Annotated in this window: 17 protein-coding genes and 1 pseudogene; 5 read left to right on the forward strand and 13 right to left on the reverse strand. The window is 73.1% G+C overall.

The genetic code is table 11. The features are described from left to right. The first annotated feature begins 192 nt into the window (after nucleotides 1-192). Nucleotides 193-1,266: an aminotransferase class I/II-fold pyridoxal phosphate-dependent enzyme gene (locus tag ACZ6NC_RS32225; protein WP_465737392.1), complete on the forward strand. Its 1,074-nt coding sequence runs from the start codon at nucleotides 193-195 to the stop codon at nucleotides 1,264-1,266. Here the strand turns inward: ACZ6NC_RS32225 and ACZ6NC_RS32230 are convergent. The 4 genes and pseudogenes from ACZ6NC_RS32230 to ACZ6NC_RS32245 form a co-directional block, all read right to left on the reverse strand. Continuing rightward, nucleotides 1,173-2,000 (reverse strand): serine hydrolase, encoded by an 828-nt coding sequence (locus ACZ6NC_RS32230; protein ID WP_465737393.1) that lies wholly within the window; start codon nucleotides 1,998-2,000, stop codon nucleotides 1,173-1,175. The genes ACZ6NC_RS32225 and ACZ6NC_RS32230 overlap by 94 nt on opposite strands. 41 nt (nucleotides 2,001-2,041) lie before the next feature. Further along, on the reverse strand, nucleotides 2,042-2,815 hold the full coding sequence (locus tag ACZ6NC_RS32235; RefSeq protein ID WP_465737450.1) for a leucyl/phenylalanyl-tRNA--protein transferase: 774 nt from the start codon (nucleotides 2,813-2,815) through the stop codon (nucleotides 2,042-2,044). Between the two features lie 5 nt (nucleotides 2,816-2,820). After that, on the reverse strand, nucleotides 2,821-6,201 hold the full coding sequence (locus ACZ6NC_RS32240) for a non-ribosomal peptide synthetase (RefSeq protein ID WP_465737451.1): 3,381 nt from the start codon (nucleotides 6,199-6,201) through the stop codon (nucleotides 2,821-2,823). A 6-nt stretch (nucleotides 6,202-6,207) separates the two neighbouring features. Beyond that, nucleotides 6,208-6,438, reverse strand: a pseudogene (locus ACZ6NC_RS32245) (MbtH family NRPS accessory protein); the annotation flags it as partial. Between the two features lie 140 nt (nucleotides 6,439-6,578). On the opposite strand from ACZ6NC_RS32245, the gene ACZ6NC_RS32250 reads away from it, so the two are divergent. After that, entirely contained in the window at nucleotides 6,579-9,755 is a 3,177-nt protein-coding gene (locus tag ACZ6NC_RS32250) for a putative bifunctional diguanylate cyclase/phosphodiesterase (protein WP_465737394.1), read from the forward strand. 12 nt (nucleotides 9,756-9,767) lie between these two features. Here ACZ6NC_RS32250 and ACZ6NC_RS32255 read toward each other — a convergent pair whose 3' ends face one another. The 3 genes from ACZ6NC_RS32255 to ACZ6NC_RS32265 all read right to left on the reverse strand — a co-directional run bounded on the left by ACZ6NC_RS32255 (nucleotide 9,768) and on the right by ACZ6NC_RS32265 (nucleotide 11,536). Then, nucleotides 9,768-10,133 carry a helix-turn-helix domain-containing protein gene (locus ACZ6NC_RS32255; protein WP_465737395.1) on the reverse strand — a complete coding sequence of 122 codons (366 nt, stop codon included), beginning with the start codon at nucleotides 10,131-10,133 and terminating at the stop codon, nucleotides 9,768-9,770. Next, nucleotides 10,130-10,456: a type II toxin-antitoxin system RelE/ParE family toxin gene (locus ACZ6NC_RS32260; RefSeq protein WP_465737396.1), complete on the reverse strand. Its 327-nt coding sequence runs from the start codon at nucleotides 10,454-10,456 to the stop codon at nucleotides 10,130-10,132. Before ACZ6NC_RS32260 ends, ACZ6NC_RS32255 begins: the two co-directional genes overlap by 4 nt. A 114-nt stretch (nucleotides 10,457-10,570) precedes the next feature. After that, on the reverse strand, nucleotides 10,571-11,536 hold the full coding sequence (locus tag ACZ6NC_RS32265) for a DUF4331 family protein (RefSeq protein ID WP_465737397.1): 966 nt from the start codon (nucleotides 11,534-11,536) through the stop codon (nucleotides 10,571-10,573). Between the two features lie 315 nt (nucleotides 11,537-11,851). On the opposite strand from ACZ6NC_RS32265, the gene ACZ6NC_RS32270 reads away from it, so the two are divergent. Next, complete coding sequence (locus ACZ6NC_RS32270) at nucleotides 11,852-12,421, forward strand: hypothetical protein (RefSeq protein WP_465737398.1); 570 nt, start codon at nucleotides 11,852-11,854, stop codon at nucleotides 12,419-12,421. Nucleotides 12,422-12,471: 50 nt separating this feature from the next. On the opposite strand, the gene ACZ6NC_RS32275 is transcribed toward ACZ6NC_RS32270, so the two are convergent. The 4 genes from ACZ6NC_RS32275 to ACZ6NC_RS32290 all read right to left on the reverse strand — a co-directional run bounded on the left by ACZ6NC_RS32275 (nucleotide 12,472) and on the right by ACZ6NC_RS32290 (nucleotide 17,828). Then, the gene (locus ACZ6NC_RS32275; protein ID WP_465737399.1) at nucleotides 12,472-14,109 is read right to left on the reverse strand and encodes an amidohydrolase; all 1,638 of its coding nucleotides are present in this window, start codon (nucleotides 14,107-14,109) and stop codon (nucleotides 12,472-12,474) included. Between the two features lie 217 nt (nucleotides 14,110-14,326). Beyond that, on the reverse strand, nucleotides 14,327-15,070 hold the full coding sequence (locus tag ACZ6NC_RS32280; protein WP_465737400.1) for a hypothetical protein: 744 nt from the start codon (nucleotides 15,068-15,070) through the stop codon (nucleotides 14,327-14,329). Between the two features lie 89 nt (nucleotides 15,071-15,159). Continuing rightward, complete coding sequence (locus ACZ6NC_RS32285; RefSeq protein ID WP_465737401.1) at nucleotides 15,160-15,753, reverse strand: PadR family transcriptional regulator; 594 nt, start codon at nucleotides 15,751-15,753, stop codon at nucleotides 15,160-15,162. A 35-nt stretch (nucleotides 15,754-15,788) separates the two neighbouring features. Continuing rightward, nucleotides 15,789-17,828, reverse strand: a complete 2,040-nt coding sequence (locus ACZ6NC_RS32290) for an oxidoreductase (RefSeq protein WP_465737402.1) — start codon at nucleotides 17,826-17,828, stop codon at nucleotides 15,789-15,791. 199 nt (nucleotides 17,829-18,027) lie between these two features. On the opposite strand from ACZ6NC_RS32290, the gene ACZ6NC_RS32295 reads away from it, so the two are divergent. Then, nucleotides 18,028-19,389, forward strand: coding sequence for an FAD binding domain-containing protein (locus tag ACZ6NC_RS32295; RefSeq protein WP_465737403.1), 1,362 nt, complete (start codon nucleotides 18,028-18,030; stop codon nucleotides 19,387-19,389). A gap of 29 nt (nucleotides 19,390-19,418) precedes the next feature. Here the strand turns inward: ACZ6NC_RS32295 and ACZ6NC_RS32300 are convergent, their stop codons facing one another. Further along, nucleotides 19,419-19,994: a TerD family protein gene (locus ACZ6NC_RS32300; RefSeq protein WP_465737404.1), complete on the reverse strand. Its 576-nt coding sequence runs from the start codon at nucleotides 19,992-19,994 to the stop codon at nucleotides 19,419-19,421. A 150-nt stretch (nucleotides 19,995-20,144) separates the two neighbouring features. After that, nucleotides 20,145-21,050: a LysR family transcriptional regulator gene (locus ACZ6NC_RS32305; protein WP_465737405.1), complete on the reverse strand. Its 906-nt coding sequence runs from the start codon at nucleotides 21,048-21,050 to the stop codon at nucleotides 20,145-20,147. Nucleotides 21,051-21,152: 102 nt separating this feature from the next. Here ACZ6NC_RS32305 and ACZ6NC_RS32310 point away from each other — a divergent pair, with 102 nt between their 5' ends. Continuing rightward, nucleotides 21,153-21,890, forward strand: a complete 738-nt coding sequence (locus ACZ6NC_RS32310) for an SDR family oxidoreductase (protein WP_465737406.1) — start codon at nucleotides 21,153-21,155, stop codon at nucleotides 21,888-21,890. The last annotated feature ends 166 nt before the right edge of the window (nucleotides 21,891-22,056 follow it).

Raw genomic sequence — 22,056 nt, forward strand, 5'->3', positions numbered from 1 at the left:
AGAGGGACTGTGTCTCCCGCCGTGCCCCCCACCAACCTGCCCGGGCCGCCGCTCCGGCGTGCCCGGATGTCCCCCTCCCCCGCGGCCCCCCCCCCCCTTCGGTGGGCCCGCTGGGGGTTTGTCCCCCCCCGGGGCCACGGACAGACTTGACGACCGTCCGACAAGTAGCGTGACCGGCTTGAGGGGTACGGGATGTCGTCACTGTTCCGCATGCTCGACCTGCACGAATCAGTGGAACAGGCCCGCCGGCGACCGGACGGACGCCTCTTCGTCTCCGACTACAACGGCGGCCACCCCTACGTCGCCGACTACCTCGGCGACCTCGCCCACACCCCGCCCTACCGCCTCGGCGACGTCACCCGCTACTCGGCGATCGACGAGGACGACGCCCTGCGCGCCAAGATCGCGCGGCTGCACGAGAGTTACGACGGCGAGCCCCGCTCCCCCGACCAGGTCGTCCCGGCCGGCGGCTCCAGCAGCCTCATCGGCACCTTCTGCACCTGGCTCCGGCTGACCGGGCACACCCGGATCCACTACCTCCCGCCCGTCTACTACAAGTTCGCCTACTTCTTCCGGACGCTCGGCATCCAGCCGGTGGCCGTCGCCGAAACCCACGCCCACCAGGACGAGTTCGCGTTGAGCCTGCCCGACGAGCGGACCGTCCTGCTGCTCACCGACCCGGTCTGGTACACCGGCCGGCGCGTCCCCGCCGACGTGCTCAAGCAGGTCGCCGAATGGCAACTCGCCACCGGCTCACTGGTATTCGTGGACGGCACCTTCCAGTACCTGCGCTGGGACGGCAGCCGCCGCGAGGACTCCGCCACCCTGCCCGCCGACCTCACCCTGCGGATGGTCTGCCCCACCAAGTACCTGTCCATCCACGGCTACCGCTGCGCCCACCTGCTGGTGCCCGAACGGCTCCGCGAACCGCTCGCCGAACTCCACCTGAACCTGCACGGCGACGTCACCGTGGCCGACCGCCTCTTCGCCCACCGCGCCGCCGACCTGATGCGGGTCGAGGGCAACCACCGGCTGATCGACCACATCCGCGCCAACCACCAACGGCTCTCGGCCGGAACGGCGTTGGACGCCCAGGCCGCCATCGAGACCGGCTACTTCCTGTTCGCCCGCCCCAGCGCCCCCGCCGACCGCCTGCTCGCCCTCGACGGCCGCTACTTCGAACTCCCCGGCCACCCCGGGTTCGTCCGGATCAACCTGCTCAACGAGGCCGCACTGGAGGGGCTGGAGGCACTGGCGACCTCGTGACGCCGCTCCCAGACCGCCGCCGAGATCCGCGCCAGCAGGCGGGCCGCAGGGTCGGCCTCGTCCTCGCCCGAGGCCAGCGGGCCGGTGTAGCAGACGGCGAGCAGGTACGGCGGGCAGTCCTCCGGGTGAACCAGGCCGACACAGTGCCGCACGCCGGGGAACCAGCCGTTCTTGAACGCGATCCGGGTGCCCGGCGGCAGCCCGGCCGCCAGATCCACCCGGAACGCGTTGCGTTCCAGGAGCGCGAGCAACTCCGGCTCGTCCGCGAGGGATTGCAGCAGGCGGACCAGGTCGAGCGCGCTCACCCGGTTGTGCACGCCGGCCTCACGCGCGGCATGGTCCTCGATCCCGCGCGGGCTGGCGCTGCGGGTCGCACCCGCCCGCCGCCAGACCTCGGCCACCGCCCCGGGCCCGGCCTGCGCGAGGCAGAGGTTGGTGGCGAGGTTGGAGGAATGCGTGATCATCCGCTCGGCGAGGACGCGCAGCGGGGCCGTCCCGCCGAGCAGCGCCCAGGGCTGCGGGTCGCTGTCCCAGTCGAGGTCGTTGCCGAACTCCCCGCCGGCCACCGAGGCGAACCGGTTCACCACCGGCACCTCGGCATCGAGATCCGCCCCGCTGCGGTACAGCGCCGCCAGCACGGCCACCTTCATCGTGCTCGCCGCGTCGTGCAGCTCGTCACCGGCTCGCACGAGGACGGGCTCACCGCCCCACGGTGCCACCACCACAGAAACCATGCCCGCCCCCGTTCCCGAACCGCTGACCGCGCAAACCCCCGTCACCCCAGACGGGAGGCCGGCAGGCGGTCCCGGGTCAGAGGGCCGACTCCGTCCGCCGGGGCGGCGAGCTCGGCGAGGTAGCGGGCGCGGGGGACGGGGGTGGCGCCGAGGGTGCGGACGTGGGGCGTGTCCCACTGGGCGTCGAGGAGGCGGCCGCCGGCCTGGGCGAAGCGGGCGGCGAGGTCGGCGACGGCGACCCGGGCGGCGTCGGTGCGGCGGTGGAACATCGAGTCGAGGCTGAGGACGGGGCCCGCGGTGACCCCGAAGACGCCGCCGATCAGCTCCTCGCCGTCCCAGACCTCGGCACTGTGGGCCGCGCCGCGCTCGTGCAGCTGGAGCAGTGCGGTGCGCAGCTCCTCGGTGAGCCAGGACGGCCGGCGGTCCTCCGCACAGGCGGCGAGGACGTGGGGGAAGTCCCGGTCGGCGCTGGTCCACCACGGCAGGCTGTTCCGCAGGCGCCGGGCGAGCCGGCTCCCGAGGCGCACGCCGTCCGGGGCGATCACCGGGCGTGGGTCGGGGGACCACCAGGCGAGCGCGTACGGGTCGTCGTCGCCGGCCGCGGCGCCCGGGAGCAGCGCCACCGTGCCCGCGGCCACGGCGTCCTCGAACCGGGCCTCGTTGAAGGCGCTCGCGTAGTCGTCGGCGGCGGGCATCGGGAAGAGCCCGTGCCGGTACGCGGCCAGCAGCACCTCCGCCCCGAGCCCGCCCCCGAACGCCACCGGCCCGTCCCCCGGCGCCCGCGCCACGTCCAGCCCGTCGAACACCCCGGCCATGGCAGTCACCGCACCACCCCCAGCGGCGGCGTCAGGAAGCCCTCCGCCGCCAACTGCTCCAGGTAGTGGTCCAACAGCCCGTCGTCCACCGCCGGCAGGTCGATCCCGCTGCCCACCAGCGCCTGTTCGGTGTTGGCACGGTCGAAGAGCGGGAACGTCGGACGGAAGTACATCTCGCTGATGGAGAGTTCCGTCCCCGGACTGCGGTCGACGAAGAGCGGGACGAACGGGGTCATCGGGTGGGTGGGGTGGCCGGCGGCGAAGCGGACGAGGTCCTGGACCCAGTCGTCGTAGGGGACTTCGTCCACCGGGTAGCCGCGGGCGCGCAGGCGGGCGGCGAGGTCGGCGAGGACGGCGGGGCGGGGTGAGGTGATGTGGTAGACCTCGCCGTTGGCGGGGGCGTGGGCGGCGATCCGGGCGACGGCCTGGCTGAAGCGGTCGGCCGGGACGAAGTCGAGCAGCAGCCGGACGTCCGGGCAACTCCCGCTGTCCGCCATGTACTTGATCAGCGCGCAGATCTCGGTGCCGGTGTTCATGACCCCGGTGGTGAGGTCGCCGGTGACGTCGTTGGTGCGCAGCACGGTGACCGGCAGGCCGGCCGCGGCCGCGTTGTGCAGCAGCTGTTCGGCGACCCACTTGCTCTCCACGTAGCCGACCGCGAGCCGCTCCGGGTACGCGAGCGGCATCCGTTCGGTCACCTCCTTGACTCCGGCCGGGCCGAAGCCGGCCAGGACGGCGAGCGTGGAGAGGTAGTGCACCGGGATGCCGCGGGAGTGCCCGGCCAGCCGGACGATCTCGCGGGTGCCGCCGACGTTGGCGGCGCGCAACTGGTGGTAGGGGTAGATGAAGTTGACCTGTCCGCCGAGGTGGTGAATGGCGTCCAGGCTGCCGGCCAGCGCCTCGAACCGGTGCTGGGTCAGGCCGAGCAGCGGTTCGCCGAGGTCGCCGACCAGCGGCACGACCCGGGAGTCGGAGAGGTCCTGCCGGAGGAACCGCTGTTGCGCGGCGCGGATGCGTTCGAGCGCGTGCTCCTCGTCGGGGGCGCGGACCAGGCAGTGGATTCGGGCACCGGTGGTCCCGAGCAGGGTGTGCAGCAGGTGGGCACCGCAGAAGCCGGTGACGCCGGTGAGCAGGATCTCGGCGGGTTCGGCGCGGGAGGGCGCCGGGCGCCAGGACTGTCGGACGGGGGTGCCGAGTTCGGCTTCGGCGGCCCAGTCGACGGCGGCCTCGCCGAGGCCGCCCTGGGCCGAGCGCGCGGTCCTGATGGCGGCGGCGAAGGCGCGCAGGGTGGAGTCGCGGAGCAGTGAGCGGGTGAGGAAGCGGATCCGGGTGACGTCGATGCCGAACATGATCCTGGCCCGGGCGATCATCTCCATGACGAGCAGGGAGTTGCCGCCGAGTTCGAAGAAGTCGTCGGCGGGCCCGACGGTGTCGACGCCGAGCAGTTCGGACCAGAGGTGGGCGATGCCGGCCTCGGTCGCGTTCCCGTTGCCGTCGGGGCGCGGGGTCCCGTCCGCGCGCGCGACGCCGTCGGCACGGGCGAGCTCGTCCGCGCCCGCTTCGGTCCGGGTCTCCTCGCCACTCCCGGTCTCCTCGTCGCTCCGGGCCTCCTCGTCGGTCCGGGCCCTGCCGTCCCGGCGTTGCAGCTGCGGCGCGGTGTGCGGCAACCGGCGGCGGTCGATCTTGCCGTGGGCGGTGAGCGGCATGCGGTCGAGCAGCACGAACTCGGCCGGGACCATGAAGTCCGGCAACCGGTCGGCCAGGTAGGCGCGGATCTGGGCGCGCCGGGCGTGGGCGCCGGAGCCGGCCCGGTCGGTGAGCGTGTAGTAGGCGGTCAGGACGCGCGTCCCGTCGTCGCTGCCGTCGGCGGCGACGCGGGCCTGCCGGATGTCGGGGTGGGCGGCGAGCACCGATTCGACCTCGGCGGGGTCGACGCGGTAGCCGCGGACCTTCACCTGGTCGTCGAAGCGGCCGAGGATCTCCAGGTTGCCGTCGGCGCGCCAGCGGCCGGCGTCGCCGGTGCGGTACATGCGTTCGCCGGGGACGGGCGCGTACGGGTCGGGCAGGAACGTCTCGGCGGTGAGCCCGGGCCGGCGCCAGTAGCCACGGGCGAGGCCGGGGCCGCCGAGGTAGATCTCGCCCTTCTCCCCCGGCCGCACCGGGGAGAGCCGCGCGTCCAGCAGGTGCACCCGCACACCGGGCAGCGGCCGCCCGATCGGCACCGGCGCCGCCCCCGTCACACCGCCGTCCGCCGCCTCGCCGTCCGGGGCCCCGCTGTGGGCCGCGGCCCCGTGCACGGCGCACCCGTGCACCCCGCCGCCGGCCAGCACCTCGGGCGTCACGTCGCAGAGCGTGGACGTGACGGCGGCCTCGGTCACCCCGTAGGCGTTGACCAGCCGGACGCCGGGCAGCCGGGCCAGACAGGTGCGGCAGTCGTCGGCGTGCACGGTGTCCCCGCCGACGACCATCAGCCGCAGACCCGCGGGGGCCGGACCGCCTTCGGGGAGCAGGGCGAGCACATGGTGCCAGTAGGCGGGCGTGAGGTCGGTGACGGTGAGTGCCAGGTCGCTCATCCGGTGCACCAGTTCGGTGGGCGCCCAGGTCCGTGCCCCGCCGAGGACGAGGGTGGCGCCGCTGACCAGGGTGGCGAGCACCTGCTCCAGCGCGGTGTCGAAGCCGAGCGCGGCCAGTTGCAGCACCCGGTCACCCGGGGTGAGCCCGTAGGCGCGGACGACCCGGTCCAGGGTGAAGACCAGGGAGCGGTGGGTGACGGGTACGCCCTTCGGGGTGCCGGTGGTGCCCGAGGTGTAGATCAGGTACGCGAGGTCGTCCGGCGCGCCGGTGTCGGGTGTGGCCGCGTCGGCTGCGGCCGCGTCGGGTACCACGGAGTCCGGCGCGCCGGGGTCGGGTACCACGGAGTCCGGCGCTCCCGCGTCCACACCCAGCACCGTGACCCCCGGGAACCGCCGCCCGTACCTCGCCACCACCACCTCGGCCCGGCAGTCCTCGACGAGCTGCGCGAGTCGCCGCTCAGGGTGCGCCGGGTCCAGCGGGAGGAACGCACCGCCGGCTTTGAGCACGCCGAGCCAGGCCGTCACCAGGCCCGTCCCGCGCTCCAGGCAGACGGGTACCACCCGCTCCGGCCCGACGCCCCGGGTGCGCAGCGCGGCGGCCAGCCGGTCGCTGCGCCGGTCCAGTTCGCGGTAGCTCAGTTCGCCGTCCTCGGCGAGCACGGCGACGGCGTCCGGGTCGTGTGCGGCGCGGGCCCTGAACAGCCCGTGGACGGTGTCGGCGAACCCGGCACGAGCCGGCGGGCGGCCCGCTCCGGCGTGCCCGTCCGGTAAGGGCCCGAGCCCGAGCCCCTCCCACCGCCACTCGCGTTCCACGTGAGCACGGCAGGCCACCCGGTCGTCCGGGCCGAACACCGTCCGCCAACCGCTCGGAACGGTGAAATCGCCGGGCCAGATCGCATACTGACCGTCTTCGTTTCGCAACACGGCGTGACGTCCGGAGTTCACTTCCGTCCGCGCGCCCTGTGCGCTGCCTGCTGCATCGTCCACCGGCTTGACCTCGTGCTGTGGCGGCAGAATGCTGGGAGGTGCGACATTTCCGACTATACGCACTCATGGCTCATTTCGAACGTCCGGTCGCAATCCACCGGACGGATGCAGCCCCTGCCCGAAAGGCATCCCCGAAAAACCCGTTCCTCGCCCGAACTCCCCCGCCCGACCGGCGGAGTGATGTCGTGGAGGAGGTAGCCTCGTTGACACGCCGGCGACATCGCCTGATGGTCTGTTACCTGGTGTGGATGGTGCTGTTCACCTGCATCTACTACATCAACCCCGCGCAGCGGATCATCTGGTGGACGGGCATCGGCCTCGGTGGCGTCGCCGCCATCGTGGTCGGCGTCCGCCTCAACCGCCCCTCCCACCCGCTCTTCTGGTACCTTCTGGCACTCGCCAACCTCAGCTTCACCGCCGGCGAGGTGGTCCAGGTCATCCAGTTGGAGTTCCTGCACCTGGGGAGCCCCTTCCCCTCCGTCGCCGACGGCTTCTACCTCGCCGAGTACCTGCTGTACGCGGCCGGTGTGTTGGGCTTCATCCGCTGGCGGACGGCCCATCAGGACCGGGCCAGCCTGCTGGACGCGCTCATCCTCACCATGGGCCTCGCCCTGCTCGCCTGGATCTACCTGCTCCTCCCGTACGCCCGGAACCCCGACCTCAGCTGGTTCCAGAAGGCCGTCTCGATGGCCTACCCGCTGGGCGACGTGATCGTGCTCTTCCTGCTGCTGCGCCTGCTGGTCCCACGCGGCGGCAGCAGCCGGGCCCTCCAGTTGCTCACCGTCGGCACGGTCGGCCTGCTGATCTCGGACATCCTGTACGGGCTGATCCAGTTGCACGGCGACTGGCACATCGGCACCCCGGTCGACCTCGGCTGGGCCGCCTTCTACACCGCCTGGGGCGCGGCCGCGCTCCACCCCTCGATGGTCGAACTGACCAGACCCGTGCCCTCGCAGCAGGTCGACCTCGGCCGCGGCCGGCTGGCCCTGCTCACCGCGGCCTCGCTGATCGCGCCGACCATCCTGATCGTCGAGTCGATCAACGGCAACACCAACAACGCCGGGGTGATCGGCGCCTTCTCCGCCCTGCTCTTCCTGCTCGTCCTGGCCCGCCTCGCCATCGTGGTCGGCGCCCGGCGGCAGGCCCTTTCCCGGGAACGGGCGCTACGCGAGGCCGGCGCCTCGCTGACCTCGGCCGTCACCGTCGAGGAGGTCGCCGACGCCGTCCAGAACTCCGCCTCCACCCTGATGCCCGCCGAGCCCGGCCACGTCGCGCTGCTCGCCGTCACCGAAGCCGGCGTGCTGCACGTCCGGCACGCCGAACGCGGCCTGACCCTGCACGCCCTCGGCAACGGTTCCGACTCGGACGAGGTACTCGCCCTCGCCGCCGTCCGGGAGACCCGGTTACTGCCCGTCGAGGACATCGGCAGTGACCTCGCCGCCCGCCTCGACGGCATGCCGTCCGCCCTGCTCTGCCCGCTCACCCTGGCCGAGCGCCCCTCCGGCGACCCGCTGATCGGCGCGCTCATCGTCACCGGCACCGAACAGGAGCTGGCCAGCCTCTGGAGCTCGCTGGAGATCCTCGCCGCCCAGGCCGCACTGGCCGTCGAGCGCGTCCTGCTGAGCCAGGAGATCAACCGCCGCAACAGCGAGGCGTACTTCCGCACCCTGGTGCAGAGCGCCAGCGACGTCATCCTGATCCTCAACGCCGACGACGGCGTCCGCTACGCCTCCTCCTCCGCCGAGCGCGTCCTCGGCTACCCCAGCCTGGACGGCACGCTGATCACCGACCTCGTCCCGCCCGAGGACAGCCGCGCCGTCGGCAGCGCGCTGGCCCGGATGCGCGGCCTGGACGGCAGCGGCGCCCGCCCGGGCGACGGCCGCGAGCCGCAGCGCGAGCACTGGCGGGTGCTGCGCCACGACCGCACCCCGATCGAGGCCGAGGTCCGCTGCAACGACCTGCGCGGCGATCCGACCGTGGGCGGCCTGGTGCTCACCCTGCGCGACGTCACCGAGCAGCGCCAGATGGAGCGCGAGCTCACCCACCGCGCCTTCCACGACTCGCTGACCGGCCTCGCCAACCGCGTCCTGTTCCAGGACCGCGTGGGCCACGCCCTCTCCCGCGGCGAGCGCAGCGGCGCGATCACCGGAGTGCTCTTCATCGACCTGGACGACTTCAAGGTGGTCAACGACACCCAGGGCCACGCGGTCGGCGACGAGCTGCTGGTCTCCGTCTCGCTCCGGGTCTCCACCGCGCTGCGCACCTCCGACACGGCGGCCCGGCTCGGCGGTGACGAGTTCGCGGTGCTGGTGGAGGACGCGATGCGCCCGGCCGACGTCGGCGCCACGGCGGACGCGGTGCTGGCCGCCTTCACGGAGCCGTTCAAGCTGAGCGCGGGCGCGGTCCGGGTGACCGCGAGCATCGGCGTCGCCACCACGGAGGACAGCGTGGACGCGACCGAACTGCTCAGCCACGCCGACCTGGCCCTGTACTCGGCGAAGTCGGCCGGCAAGCGGCAGTGGTGCCACTACCAGCCCGCGTTCCAGGCCGGGCTGGTGGAGCGGCACGAGCTGAACGAGAACCTGGACTCCGCGATCGCCGAGTCCGCGTTCAAGCTGTACTACCAGCCGATCGTCGACCTGCAGACCGGCGACCTAGTCGCCTTCGAAGCACTGGTCCGCTGGCCGCACGACCGGCGCGGCATGGTGCTGCCCGACGAGTTCATCGCGCTCGCCGAGGAGAGCGGCCAGATCGTTCCGCTCGGCGCCTGGGTCCTGGAGCGCGCCGCCCAGGAGGCGGCCGGCTGGCACCGGCTCAGCGCCGAGCACCGCAAGGCCGCCGGCCGCCCACCGCTGCGGGTCAACGTGAACGTGTCCGCCCGACAGTTCCGCGACGCGGGCTTCGTCGACGTGGTCCGCAGCGCGGTGCGCAGCTCCGGGATCGATCCCGGCGCACTGGTGCTGGAGCTGACCGAGTCCGTCCTGATGCGGCGCGACGAGCGGGTGCACACCGACATGCGCACGCTGAGCGAGCTGGGCGTCGGCATCGCGATCGACGACTTCGGCACCGGTTACTCGTCCCTGTCCTACCTGCGCGAGTTCCCGATCTCCATCCTGAAGATCGACAAGTCCTTCATCGACGGTCTCGGCCTCTCCCAGCAGCAGTACGCCCTGGTCGAGGGCATCACCCGGATCGCCGACACCCTCGGCGTCCAGGTCATCGCCGAGGGCATCGAGAACACCGAGCAGCGCGACCTCCTCGCCGCCATGGGCTGCCCCCTCGGCCAGGGCTACCTCTTCGCCCACCCGCTCGCCCCCGACCAGGCCCGCGCCCTGATCCAGGAGTACGCCGACCTCACCGACCTGCACCACGGCGACTGACGCACACCCGCTTCACGCGGCGGAACGCCCACCCTTCGGCCTCTCGTCCGTGGAGCCGTCGCCGTGCGCGGAGAAGACGAACGCGGAGGCGTCACCGTCAAGGTCGATGGTCAGCGCCGCATCCAGGGCCTTGGCCAACCGTGTCAGCAGCGGCAGGGTCGGAAGGGAGTCGCCACCTTCGATGTTGGAGATCTGCGGCTGCGTCATTCCCGCACGCCTGGCCAGCTCGGCCTGCGACAGGCCGAGCGCCGTTCGCCGGTCGTAGACGGCCTGGCCCAGCGCGAACGCATACCCGGCTTCCACGTAGGCAGGGGACTCCGCGACCGGCTCTCCCAGGAGCTTCCTGGTACGGCGGGTCTTCCACCGGGAGTGGTTCACGGGCTCTCCTCCTTGATCCGGTCGTAGTCGTGTTCGGCGGGACCGTGGTCCGCCTCGCATGCCTTCTGCGCCTGCTGGGCACGCTCGACCTCGGCAGCCTCGCGCTGTCTGGTCTTGCGGAACACTGTCAGCAACACAATGCGCCTGTCCGGCGCGAGCCAGTAGGTGATCCGCACGGCGCTGCCGTCCATGGTGAAACGTAGCTCGCGTACTTTGCCGCCCAGGTGGCGAGAGTACGGCTCCGCCAGAGTCGTCGGCTGGGCCGCGAGCATATCGGCTGCCCGCTCTGCCTTGTCGTACTGCGTGTCCGAGAGAAGTTCCAACCACTGCCGAACCTCAGGCTCGATCTCGGTCCGCTATGGACTGCCCACACACGCGACGCCGCGGCGCTCCCCCGGCCGGGCTGCCCACGGTGGGCGGGCGGCCCGGCCGCCGCGTCATTCGGCCGGGTGCGGGTGGCCGAGGTGGGGGAAGGCGGGGAGCAGGTCCGTGTGCGGCGGGATGTGGTCGCTGGTGATCTTGCCCCCGGAGACCATCGCCAGCCGGGCGGACGTCACGTCGTCCACCAGCGTGCGGCCGTTGGGGTAGGCGGCCGGGCGGGAACGGTCGTAGCGGAGGACGTCGGGCAGGACGAGCTTCAGCGTCTCGGTGGCCGCCTCCGTGGTGTAGTCCCCGGTGTGCTGGAGAACGGCCGTCCACGGCTCGCGGTACTTCTCCCAGTCGTCGGCCGGCTCACCCGTGTTGTACGCGTCCTTGACCTCCTCGGCGTTGAAGTAGGCGGTCAGGGACGGGTGGGCGCCCCGGTCGACCGAGACCAGCCGGCCGTTCTCGTGCAGGCTGACCCGCGCCCAGACGCCGATCTCCGGCTCCGGGCCCAGCTCCGCATCGGGCACTTCGAGGGCGATGCCGAACACGTTGGCGTCGGCCATCGCGTCCTTGCCGGTCCAGGTGAAGTCGTTGACGATCCCTTCGAGATCGGCGAAGAAGGGGTCACTGCGCAGCCCGACGGACAGCTTGCAGCCGCCCGCCTCCACGACGTCCGGCGTGTAGCCGAAAGCCACCGGGACTCCGGCGAACAGCACGTCGCCGCCCGCCTCGTGCTTGCGGGCCGCCTCCCCGGTGGCGCGGTGCACGGTGACGGTCTGGCCACCGGTGTCGGAGCCGGAGAAGGTGAAGGAGTAGGCGACGTCCGCCTGGTTGTCGCCGTCGCTGTCGATGTTGATCCGGTAGACCGCGTCCGGGTGGAACTCCGCGGCCTGGGTGGGCGCGTACGGGTTCACGTTCATGATGAGGACGGTCCGGCCGGACGCGCCGGCGGCCGGGAAGGCGAACACGTCGGTGAGGTCGAGCCGGGCGTCGCCCCGGGGCGAGCGGAGGTTCGGACCACTGAGGTGGTGGGACATGGCGCTGCGCTACCTCGTCTCTGCGTACCCCCCTGGCTATCGGCTCTGTGGTACCAGTGGGATCCGTGGCACGGGGGGAGGCCACCCGATCGGGGCCCGGCCGTCCGCCGGATGGCCGACGCCGACCGGCTCCCCCAGCGCACGCGCCGCGCTGCGGGGCTTCCCCGGAGAAGGGGGCGGCCGGGCCGACTCCCTCGCGCGGGTGATGCGGCCCTCCCCACGGTGGATGAGCGGGGGCCGGGACAGCTGCGATCTTCGAAGCAGCCACCCCATTTCGGGGCTTCGGCCCCGGGGCTTCGGACGAGGAGGTCACCCATGACCGCGCGCACCATCCTGCAGAGGCTGCACGGCCGGCCGGCGGAGGACGCACCCCGCTGGGCGGTGCGGACGGCCTACCTCGTCAGCCTGCTCGTGCTGCCCTCCTGCCTCTGGCGGATCGCGGGGGTCGACCTGCGCGTGCCGCTGATGGAGCCCGGCCCCGGCGCCCCCGCCGCTCCCGAGCTCTTCGGCGGCGAGTGGTGGTACGTCATCGGGATGAGCCTGTTCAGCGAGGCCGTGGCGTTCCTCGCGGTCGGCCTGGTCAGCCGGTGGGGCGAGGTGTGGCCGCGCTGGATCCCCCGCCTCGGCGGCCGGCGGGTGCCGACCCTCGCCGCCGTGGTCCCAGCCGGACTCGGCGCGGCAGCACTGATGATCTTCCCTTACGCGCTGGCCATGATGGCCTCCGGCCGCAAGATCGACGGCTCCACCGACGCCGGGCTGATCACCCACGGCTGGCAGACCGTCACCTTCTGGGCCGCCTACCTCCCGCTGGCCGCCTGGGGCCCGCTGCTCGGCATCCTCACCGTCCACTACTACCGCCGGCGCGCGGCCCGCCCTGCCGCCTGAAGGCGGTACGGAACGCAGACTCGCCCTCCTTCTCAAGCAAGGCGGCCGGCTCAGGCTGCCGCGTGGACCAACTCGCCGCCCACGTAGGTGCGTTCGACGCGCGCCTCGGCGATCTCCGCGGCCGGGGCGGCGAAGAGGTCGCGGTCCAGGACCACCAGGTCCGCGAGGTGGCCGGTGCGCAGGCTGCCCGCGTCGTCCAGGCCGTTCACGTGGGCCGAGCCGGCGGTGTAGGCGGCGAGGGCGGTGGCGAGGTCGAGGCGCTGCTCGGGCAGGAAAACCCGCCCGTCCGTCGCCTCGGGCTCCATCCGGTTGACGGCGACATGGAGGCCGGCGAGCGGGTCGGGGCTGCTGACCGGCCAGTCGCTGCCGGCCGCCAGGGTGGCACCGGCCCGCATCAGGTCGCCGAACGGGTACTGCCAGGAGGCTCGTTCAGGGCCGAGGAACGGGATGGTCAGCTCGTCCATCTGCGGCTCGTGGGCGGCCCAGAGCGGCTGGATGTTGGCGATCGCGCCGAGCCGGGCGAAGCGCCCGATGTCGCTGGGGTGGACCACCTGGAGGTGGGCGAGGTGGTGCCGGGTGCCGCGCCGGCCGTTGGCGGCGCGTGCGGCCTCGACGGCGTCGAGCGCCTCACGCACCGCGCGGTCGCCGAGGGCGTGGAAGTGCACCTGGAAGTCGAGCGCGTCCAGTGCGGTGACGTGGTCGCGCAGCGCGGCCGGGTCGACGAAGCTGAGGCCGGTGTTGGCGGTGGCGCAGCCGCAGCCGTCCAGGTAGGGGGCGGTGAGGGCGGCCGTGAAGTTCTCGGCGATCCCGTCCTGCATGATCTTCACCGAGCCGGCCCGGAACCGGCCGGCGTTCAACTTCTCGCGTTGGGCGACGAGTTCGGGAATCTGCTCGGCGCCGCGGGAGCGGTCCCACCAGAGCGCGCCGTTGACCCGGGCGGTGAGGGTGCCGGCCCGGGCGGCGGCGAGGTAGGCGTCGGACGGGTCCGGCTGGCCGTTGAAGACGCCGAGGATGGCGTCCTGCCAGCCGGTGATGCCCAGCGAGTGCAGGAGCTGCTGCGCCCGGAGCAGGCCGGCCAGCCGGTCGGCGGCGGTGCTCGGCGGCACGTGCCGGGAGACCAGCGCCGTCGCCCCCTCCTGGAGCGCCCCGCTCGGGGTGCCGTCCGACTCCCGCTCGATCCGGCCGTCCGCCGGGTCGGGGGTTTCGGCGGTCAGCCCGGCGAGCTCCAGGGCGCAGGTGTTGGCCCAGGCGCCGTGGTGATCGCGGTTGAGCAGGAAGACCGGACGGTCCGGGACGACCGAGTCGAGCAGTTGCCGGGTGGGCAGCCCGCCGTCGAAGCTCTCCATCGACCAACCGCTGCCCGTGATCCACGTCCGCTCGGGGTGGGCTACGGCGAACTCCCCTACCCGGCGCAGGTACTCGCCTGCCTCGGTGGTGCCGGTCAGGTCGCACTCGGCCAGCTCGACGCCGCCGTAGACCGCGTGGATGTGCGCGTCCTGGAAGCCGGGGATCAGCAGCTTCCCGCGGAGGTCCACCACCTCGGTCTTCGGGCCGATCAGCTCGCGGACCTCGTCGTGGCCGACGGCGGTGATCCGCTCGCCGGTGACGGCGAGACCGCTCGCCCGGGTGCGGGCCGGGTCGCCGGTGTGGACGGGACCATTGGTGAAGACCAGGTCGGCCTTGGACATGGGTGCTGCTCCTGGGGGCGTCGGGACCGTGGGGCCCATGAAAGCGCCGCCCTCCTTCGCACGTCAATGGTGTTGTCATAAGCTCCGCCGCGCCGCTGCAGGGCGTGGCCCCAGGTCATCGGGCCGTCCCCGCACGGCGCGGCCCACGGGGCGCGCCGGCCGCCCATGAGTCCTGCCCTCCCTACGACCAAGGGGGAGGGCAGGCCTTCGCCGCCGGTCAGACCGGGGCCGCCGGGGCCGTGGTGCTGCCGGCCGTGGTACCGAGAACGTGCTCGGCCTTGTCGACGGCCGCGCGGTAGTAGAGGGAGGCGAGCTGGGAGGAGCCGTCGTCGCGCTGGAAGAAGCCGTAGGACATGGCGACGGGGCCGAAGCGTTCGACGCCGATGTAGCCGTTGAGCTGGACTCCGGCCAGGGTGCCGTCGAGGCGGACGGCGGGGGCATCCTGGCGGTCGCCGAGGGCTATGGGGGTGACGGTGAAGGTCACGGTCCCGCCGCCGCCGTCGATGAAGGTGAGGCTGTGGCAGGAGGCGAACGCGTCGGTGACGGTGGCGAAGTCGGTGGTGAGCTGGGCGGAGTCCTCGGCGGTGAGCGACTCGGTCACCATCGGGCTGCCATCAGGACCATCGAACTCGACTTCCTGATGCGGGAGTTGCGGTGAGGCCTGGGCCTCGTTCCGGTTCAGCAGGGCGCGCAGTGCGTCGCAGCCGGCGACCGGGGAGGCGCCGCCGCTCGGCGAGGGGCCGGCGCCGGCCGGGGCTTCGGTGAAGGCGGGGCCGAGCTCGGCGGCGGTGAGCAGGGCCGCCTTCAGCTGTTCCGCCGTGGGCAACTGCTCGGCCGGGGCCGCCTGGACGGTGAGGGTTCCCGGCGGGGCGGCGCCGGTGGCGCTGCCGGCCGTGCCGAGGGTGACGGCGATGGCCACGGCCACGGCGGCGAGAGCGAGGAGAGGCCGCGAATGGGACATGCGGGCCCCCGATCAGGAGTCGGGCAGGGACAGGCACCAGTGTCGCACCGGGGCCGCCCCGCCGCCCGCCCGGGCGACAGAACCGCAGGTCAGGACGGGTCAGCGGGCAGCGCGCGAGGGTCGGGCAACGCGGGAGGGCCGGGCAGCGCGGACGGGCCGGGCAGCGCGGCGAGTGTCTCCGTCAGCCACTCCACCCAGAACGCCTCCAGCCCGATCCCGGCCCGCAGCACGGCGTGCTGGAGCCGGTTCTCCCCGGCCGCCTTCTCGGCCGGGAAGTCCCGCCGCTCGATCTCCTCGTAGTCCGCCAACTGCGCACGGTGAAGGGCGAGATGCCGGGCCAGTTCGGCGTCCAGCCCGGCCGTGCCGACCACCGCCGCCGCGCGCAGGCGCAGCAGCAGGGGTTCGCGCACGGTCTTGGGGTCGTCCCCGCCGGCCGTCCACCGTTCGAGTTCGGCGCGGCCGGCGGGCAGGACTTCGTACTCCTTCTTCTGGCCGCGCACCGGGCCGGCCTGCGGGAGGGCCCGGATCAGGCCGGAGGTCTCCAGCCGGCCGAGTTCGCGGTAGATCTGCTGGTGGGTGGCGGACCAGAAGAACCCGATCGACCTGTCGAACCGCCGGGTCAGCTCCAGCCCCGAGGACGGCTTCTCCAGCAGGGCGGTGAGGATGGCGTGCGGCAGCGACATGGGGTCGATCCTAGAGGTCCGCCCCACCGGCGGGCTCAGATCGCGGCGGCCAGCTCGGTGCCCTGCTTGATGGCGCGCTTGGCGTCGAGTTCGGCGGCCACGTCGGCGCCGCCGATCAGGTGCGGGGTGAGGCCGAGTTCGCGCAGGGCCGCGTCGAGGTCGCGGCGCGGCTCCTGGCCGGTGCACAGGACGACGGTGTCGACGGGCAGCAACTGCCGTTCGCCGTCCACGGCGAAGTGCAGGCCGGCGTCGTCGATCAGTTCGTAGCTCGCGCCGGCGACCATGGTGACGCCGCGGTGCTTGAGTTCGGTGCGGTGGATCCAGCCGGTGGTCTTGCCGAGGCCGGCGCCGACCTTGGTGGTCTTGCGCTGGAGCAGGTGGACGCTGCGCGGGGGCTTGGGCCGCTCGGGGCGGGTGAGGCCGCCGCGCTCGCGGTACTCGGGGTCGATGCCCCACTTGCGCTGGAAGACGGGCGGGTTGAGGCTGGCGGCGTCGCCCTGGTCGGTGAGGTACTCGGCGACGTCGAAGCCGATGCCGCCGGCGCCGAGGATGGCGACACGCTCGCCGACGGGGGCGCCGTCGCGCAGCACGTCCAGGTAGCCGACCACGCTCGGGTGGTCGACTCCCGGCAGGTCGGCCGGGGTTCGCGGGGTGACGCCGGTGGCGAGGACGATCTCGTCGAAGCCCTCGGCGGCCAGCTGTCCGGCGTCGACCAGGGCACCGAGGCGCAGCTCGACGGCCAACTCGGCCAGCCGGGTGCGGTAGTAGCGCACGGTCTCGTCGAACTCCTCCTTGCCGGGGATCCGCCGGGCGATGTTCAGCTGCCCGCCGACGGTGTCGGCGGCGTCGAACAGGGTGACGGCGTGGCCGCGTTCGGCGGCGGAGACGGCGAACGCGAGGCCGGCCGGTCCGGCACCGACGACGCCGATCCGCTTGCGCACCTTGGTGGGCGCGAGGACGAGTTCGGTCTCGTGGCAGGCCCGCGGGTTGACCAGGCAGGAGGTGATCTGCCCGCTGAAGGTGTGGTCCAGGCAGGCCTGGTTGCAGCCGATGCAGGTGTTGATGGAGGCGGCGCGGCCGTCCTGGGCCTTGGCGACGAAGTCGGCGTCGGCGAGCAGCGGCCGGGCCAGCGAGACCAGGTCGGCGCAGCCGTCGGCGAGCAGCTCCTCGGCGATCTCAGGGGTGTTGATGCGGTTGACGGCGACGAGCGGCACGGTGACCGAGCCCATCACCTTCTTGGTCACCCATGCGTAGGCGCCGCGCGGGACGGAGGTGGCGATGGTCGGGATGCGGGCCTCGTGCCAGCCGATGCCGGTGTTGATGATGGTGGCGCCGGCCGCCTCGACGGCCTGGGCGAGCTGGACGACCTCGGCGAGGGTGGAGCCGCCGGGGACGAGGTCGAGCATGGAGAGGCGGTAGATCAGGATGAAGTCGGGGCCGACCCGCTCGCGGACGCGGCGGACGATCTCGACCGGGAAGCGCATCCGGTTCTCGTAGGAGCCGCCCCACTCGTCCTCGCGGTGGTTGGTGGCGGCGGCGATGAACTCGTTGATCAGGTAGCCCTCGGAGCCCATGATCTCGACGCCGTCGTACCCGGCGCGCTGGGCGAGGGCCGCGCAGCGGACGAAGTCCTCGATGGTCTGCTCGACCTGCCCGGGGTCGAGCGCGTTCGGCACGTACGGGCTGATCGGGGCCTGGACGGCACTGGGGGCGACCAGGTCAGGGTGGTAGGCGTAGCGGCCGAAGTGCAGGATCTGCATCGCGATCCGGCCGCCGGCGGCATGCACGGCGTCGGTGACGGTGCGGTGCCGGTCGGCCTCCGCCTCGGTGGTGAGCATGGCGCCGCCGCCCCAGGGCCGGCCGGCCTCGTTGGGGGCGATGCCGCCGGTGACGATCAGGCCGACGCCGCCGCGGGCACGCTCGGCGTAGAAGGCGGCCATCCGGTCGAAGCCGCCTGGCGCCTCCTCCAGGCCGACGTGCATCGAGCCCATGAGCACGCGGTTGGGGAGGGTGGTGAAGCCGAGGTCGAGCGGGCTCAGCAGGTGGGGGTAGGGCGGCTGGGCGGTGGTGCTCATCGACGTCTCCTGGCGGCGGGGCGGCTCTTTGTTACCACACGGTAGGCGATGCGTCGGACTCTATGCAACAAGTTGCATAACCGGAATTCCCGTCGCCTCCGCCGAAAATCGCTGACCACCCGTCAGCCCACCGCCGAACGCGCGTATGGTCGTTGCGCGACGGGGGTTCGCAGCGGGCCCCCTGGGGAGGGGGTCGGCAGTGCGGGGTGGGTCGATAGCCGTGGTCGGCGGCAGCATCGCGGGGTGCGCGTTCGCGCGGGCCGCCGCGCGGGGCGGGGCGGAACAGGTGGTGGTCCTCGAACGGAGCCCGGGCCGGCTGGAGGACCGGGGTGTCGGCCTCTGCGTCCTCGACCCCCGCTACGACGAACTGGTCCGGGCCGGACACCTGGACGACGGCATCCGGCACCACCGGCTCAGCCACCGCCACTGGCTCACCCGCGAAGGGGAAGGGGGCGGGGCGGGCAGTAGCGGCGGGGGCGGCCCACGCGGGCGGCTGCTCTGGGCGCAGGAGATGCCGTTCCACTCCTACCACTGGGGCGTGCTCTGGCAGGCACTGCGCGAGCGCACCCCGGACAGCGTGACCTTCCGCCTCGGCGACGCGGTCACCGCGGTGGGCGACGGGGACGGCGGCGAGGGCGGCAACCACGGCGGCGGCAAGGGCGGCAGTCCGGGCGGCGGCAAGGGCCGTGGCGGGCAGGCCTGGGTGGAGAGTGCCGGCGGCGGACGCGAGACGTACGACCTGGTGGTCGGCGCCGACGGCTACCGCTCGGTGGTCCGCGAGGCGGTCTGCCCCGTATCCGCCTTCCCGGAGGCCCGACCCGCCTACGCCGGGTACGTCTGCTGGCGCGGCAGCTTCGACGCCGGACTGCTGGACGGGCTGCCCGGCGGCGCGGCGCTCTGGCCGGACGGCGAGGTGATCACCGTCTGCTACCCCGGCGGCCAGGTGGTGCTCTACCGCATCCCGGGCCTGGAGCCCGGCTCCACCCAGGTCAACTGGGTGTTCTACACCCCCACACCGGCCTGGCTGCGGCCGGACGGCGTGACCAGCGTCCCGGCCGGAACGCTCACCACCGCGCGGTTCGAGGAGCTGGCCGAGCTGGCCGAGCGGCACCTGCCGCCGTACTGGGCCGGGGTGGTCACCCTCACCCCGCGCGAGCGGACCTTCCTGCAGCCGATCTACGACCTGGCCGTCCCGCGCCGGACCGCCGGCCGCCTGCTGCTGACCGGGGACGCGGCCACCGTGGTCCGCCCGCACAACACCAGCGGCGTCGTCAAGGCACTGCAGGACGCCTGCGCCTTCGAGGAGACGTGGCGCACGGCCGACTCCTGGGCCGAACTGCTGCCCGCGTACGACGCCGAACGCGGCGTGGTCGGGCGGGAGACCGTCGAGGTGGGGCGCCGGCTCGGGCAGGCCCAGGTGACCGGGGCGCCCGACTGGTCGGCCATGGACGAGGCGTCGATGGTCGCCTGGTGGCAGCGGCAGGTCGCCGGCACCGGCGGGTTCGGCGGCCACGCCATCGGGCGGCCGCCGACCCTCCGTCAGAATCCACGGGTGGACTAGGAGTTCACCGGCCTACTGCCGGCATCGCCTCAGACGTTGACACCGTAGTCGGTGGCGATGCCGCGCAGGCCGGAGGCGTAACCCTGGCCGATGGCACGGAACTTCCACTCCGCGCCGTTGCGGTACAGCTCGCCGAAGACCATCGCGGTCTCGGTCGAGGCGTCCTCGGTGAGGTCGTACCGGGCGATCTCCTGGCCGTTGGCCTGGTTGACGATCCGGATGAACGCGTTGCGGACCTGCCCGAAGCTCTGCAGGCGGGCGTCGGCGTCGTAGATCGACACCGGGAAGACCACCTTGGCCACATCGACCGGCACCGTGACCAGGTCGACCTTGATCTGCTCGTCGTCGCCGTCGCCGCCACCGGTCAGGTTGTCGCCGCTGTGCTCGACCGAACCCTCGGGGCTGCGCAGGTTGTTGAAGAAGACGAAGTGCTGGTCCGAGACCACCTTGCCGAGCGCGTTGCAGAGCAGCGCGCTCGCGTCCAGGTCGTAGTCGGCCCCGGTGGTGGTGCGCACGTCCCAGCCGAGGCCGACGATGACGGCGGTCAGACCCGGCGCCTCCTTGGTCAGCGAGACGTTGCCACCCTTGGCCAGCGAAACTCCCACGATGCCCTCCTCGATTGCTCTCCCTGCCCAAGAATCTACAACACTGTAGAGATCACGAGAATCCGCTTGCCGCGATGCGCGCCGTGGGGGCCCGGAGAGGTGCGGGGCGCGGGGCCGACGGGGCGTGGGGTGACCGGGTCCGTCCGACCCTCAAGCCGCCAGCAGCTCGGCGACATGCGGCGGCAGCAGGCACGCCTGGCGGGCCAGCAGCTCGACGAAGGCCGCCGTCAGAGGGTCCGGCCGGGTCCGGGTGTACGCGACGAGCGGGCGCCGCACCGGCGGTTCGGGCCGGCGGACCAGGCCGTCGAAACCCGGCGGCACGATGTTGGCGGGCACCAGGGCGGGCCCCAGCCCGGCGGCGGCCAGCAACGGCGCGGCCGCCGTCTGCTCCGTCCGCACCGCGGCCCGCGGCCGGAAACCGGCCTCCGCGCAGGCCCGGTCCAGCAGATCGGCGAGCCCGTTGCCAGGCGCGTAGTGCACCCACTCACGCTCGGACAAGTCGACCAGGTCGATGACTTGACGGTCCCTCACTTCTTCGTCGGCGGGCAGGGCGAGGACGAACTCCTCCACGCCCAGCTCCCGGATCGGCCCCTCCCAGTCCGCCGGCGGGGTGCCGACCGCGACGTCCGCCTGCCCGGCCGCCAGCGCGGCGCGCAGCTCGTCGTTGTGCGCGTACTCCCGCAGCCGGATCCGCACCCGCGGGTGGAGCCGACGCCACGCGCGCAGCACCGGCGGCAGGATGCCGAGGCTGACCGAGTAGACGGTGGCCAGCTCCAGCTCGCCGCCGTCCAGCCCCGCGGTGAGGCGGGCCGCCGTCCGCAGCCGCTCGGCGTCGGCGAGCGCCGCCCGGGCGTGCGGCAGGACCGCCCGCCCCATCGGCGTCAGCCGGACGGCGCGCGGCAGCCGCTCCAGCAGGGTGCCGCCGACGGCCCGCTCCAGCGCCCGCACCTGGTGCGAGAGCGCGGGCTGGGTGACGTGCAGCTGCTCGGCGGCGCGGGTGAAGGAACCGGTGTCGACGACGGTCACCAGGTATTCGAGCTGTCGCAGCGTAGCCATGCACGGAGTTTATGGGCCGGCGAGAAAACAAGCCTTGGACTCATCGGCCGGTCCGGGCGGAAGGTCGGGACGTACCGAAACCCCTCTGACAGGAGCCCCGGCATGACCACCCCCAACCCGCTCGAAGGCCGCCGCATCGTCGTCGTCGGCGCCGGTTCGAACACCGGCCGCGCCCTCGCCCACGCCGCCTCCGCGGCCGGCGCCGAACTGGTCCTGGCCGGCCCCGACCCGCGCAAGCTGGAGTGGACGGCCGGAGAGCTCGCCGGCCCGGCCGAGGTCGTCCCGGTGGATCTCGCCGACGAGGCCTCCATCGCCGCCCTGGCGACCGCCACCGGTCGCTTCGACCATCTGGTCTCCACCGCCGCGATGCCCGCCAACGGTCCGCTCGCCGAGCTCGAACTCGCCGACATCCAGCGGGCGTTCGCCGCGAAGGTATACGGCCCGCTGCTGCTCGCCAAGCACCTCGCCGGCCAGGCCACCACCGGCACCCCCGACGGCGCGTCCTTCACCTTCTTCTCCGGCGTCGCCGCCTGGCGCCCCGCCCCCGCCCGCACCGTGATGGCCACGACCAACGGCGCGCTGGCGTTTCTCGTCCAGGCCCTCGCCGTCGAGATCGCCCCGGTCCGCGTCAACGCGGTCTCCCCCGGCATCGTCGACAGCGGTTCCTGGGACCGCATGGGCACCGACAAGGAGCCCTTCCTCCGCTCGATCGCCGAACGCAACCCCGCCCGCCGCGTCGGCACCGCCGAGGACCTGGTCCGCGCCGTCCTGTTCGCCATGACCAGCCCCTTCGTCACCGGCACCGTCCTCCACGTGGACGGCGGCGGCCGCCTGGCGTAGGCAGCGGGCCGCCCGGGGACGGCGGGTCGCCGGGGTGACGGGTGGCCCGCGTTCTGACGGGGTGGGGGGGGGGGGGCGAAACCCCCCCCGCAAAACCGGGAGAGAAACCAGAGGAGAAAAAAACAAAGAACCCAGTAGGGGAGCGGAGAGAAGGGACGGGCTTCCC

The organism is Kitasatospora sp. NPDC041988 (genome assembly GCF_055588525.1).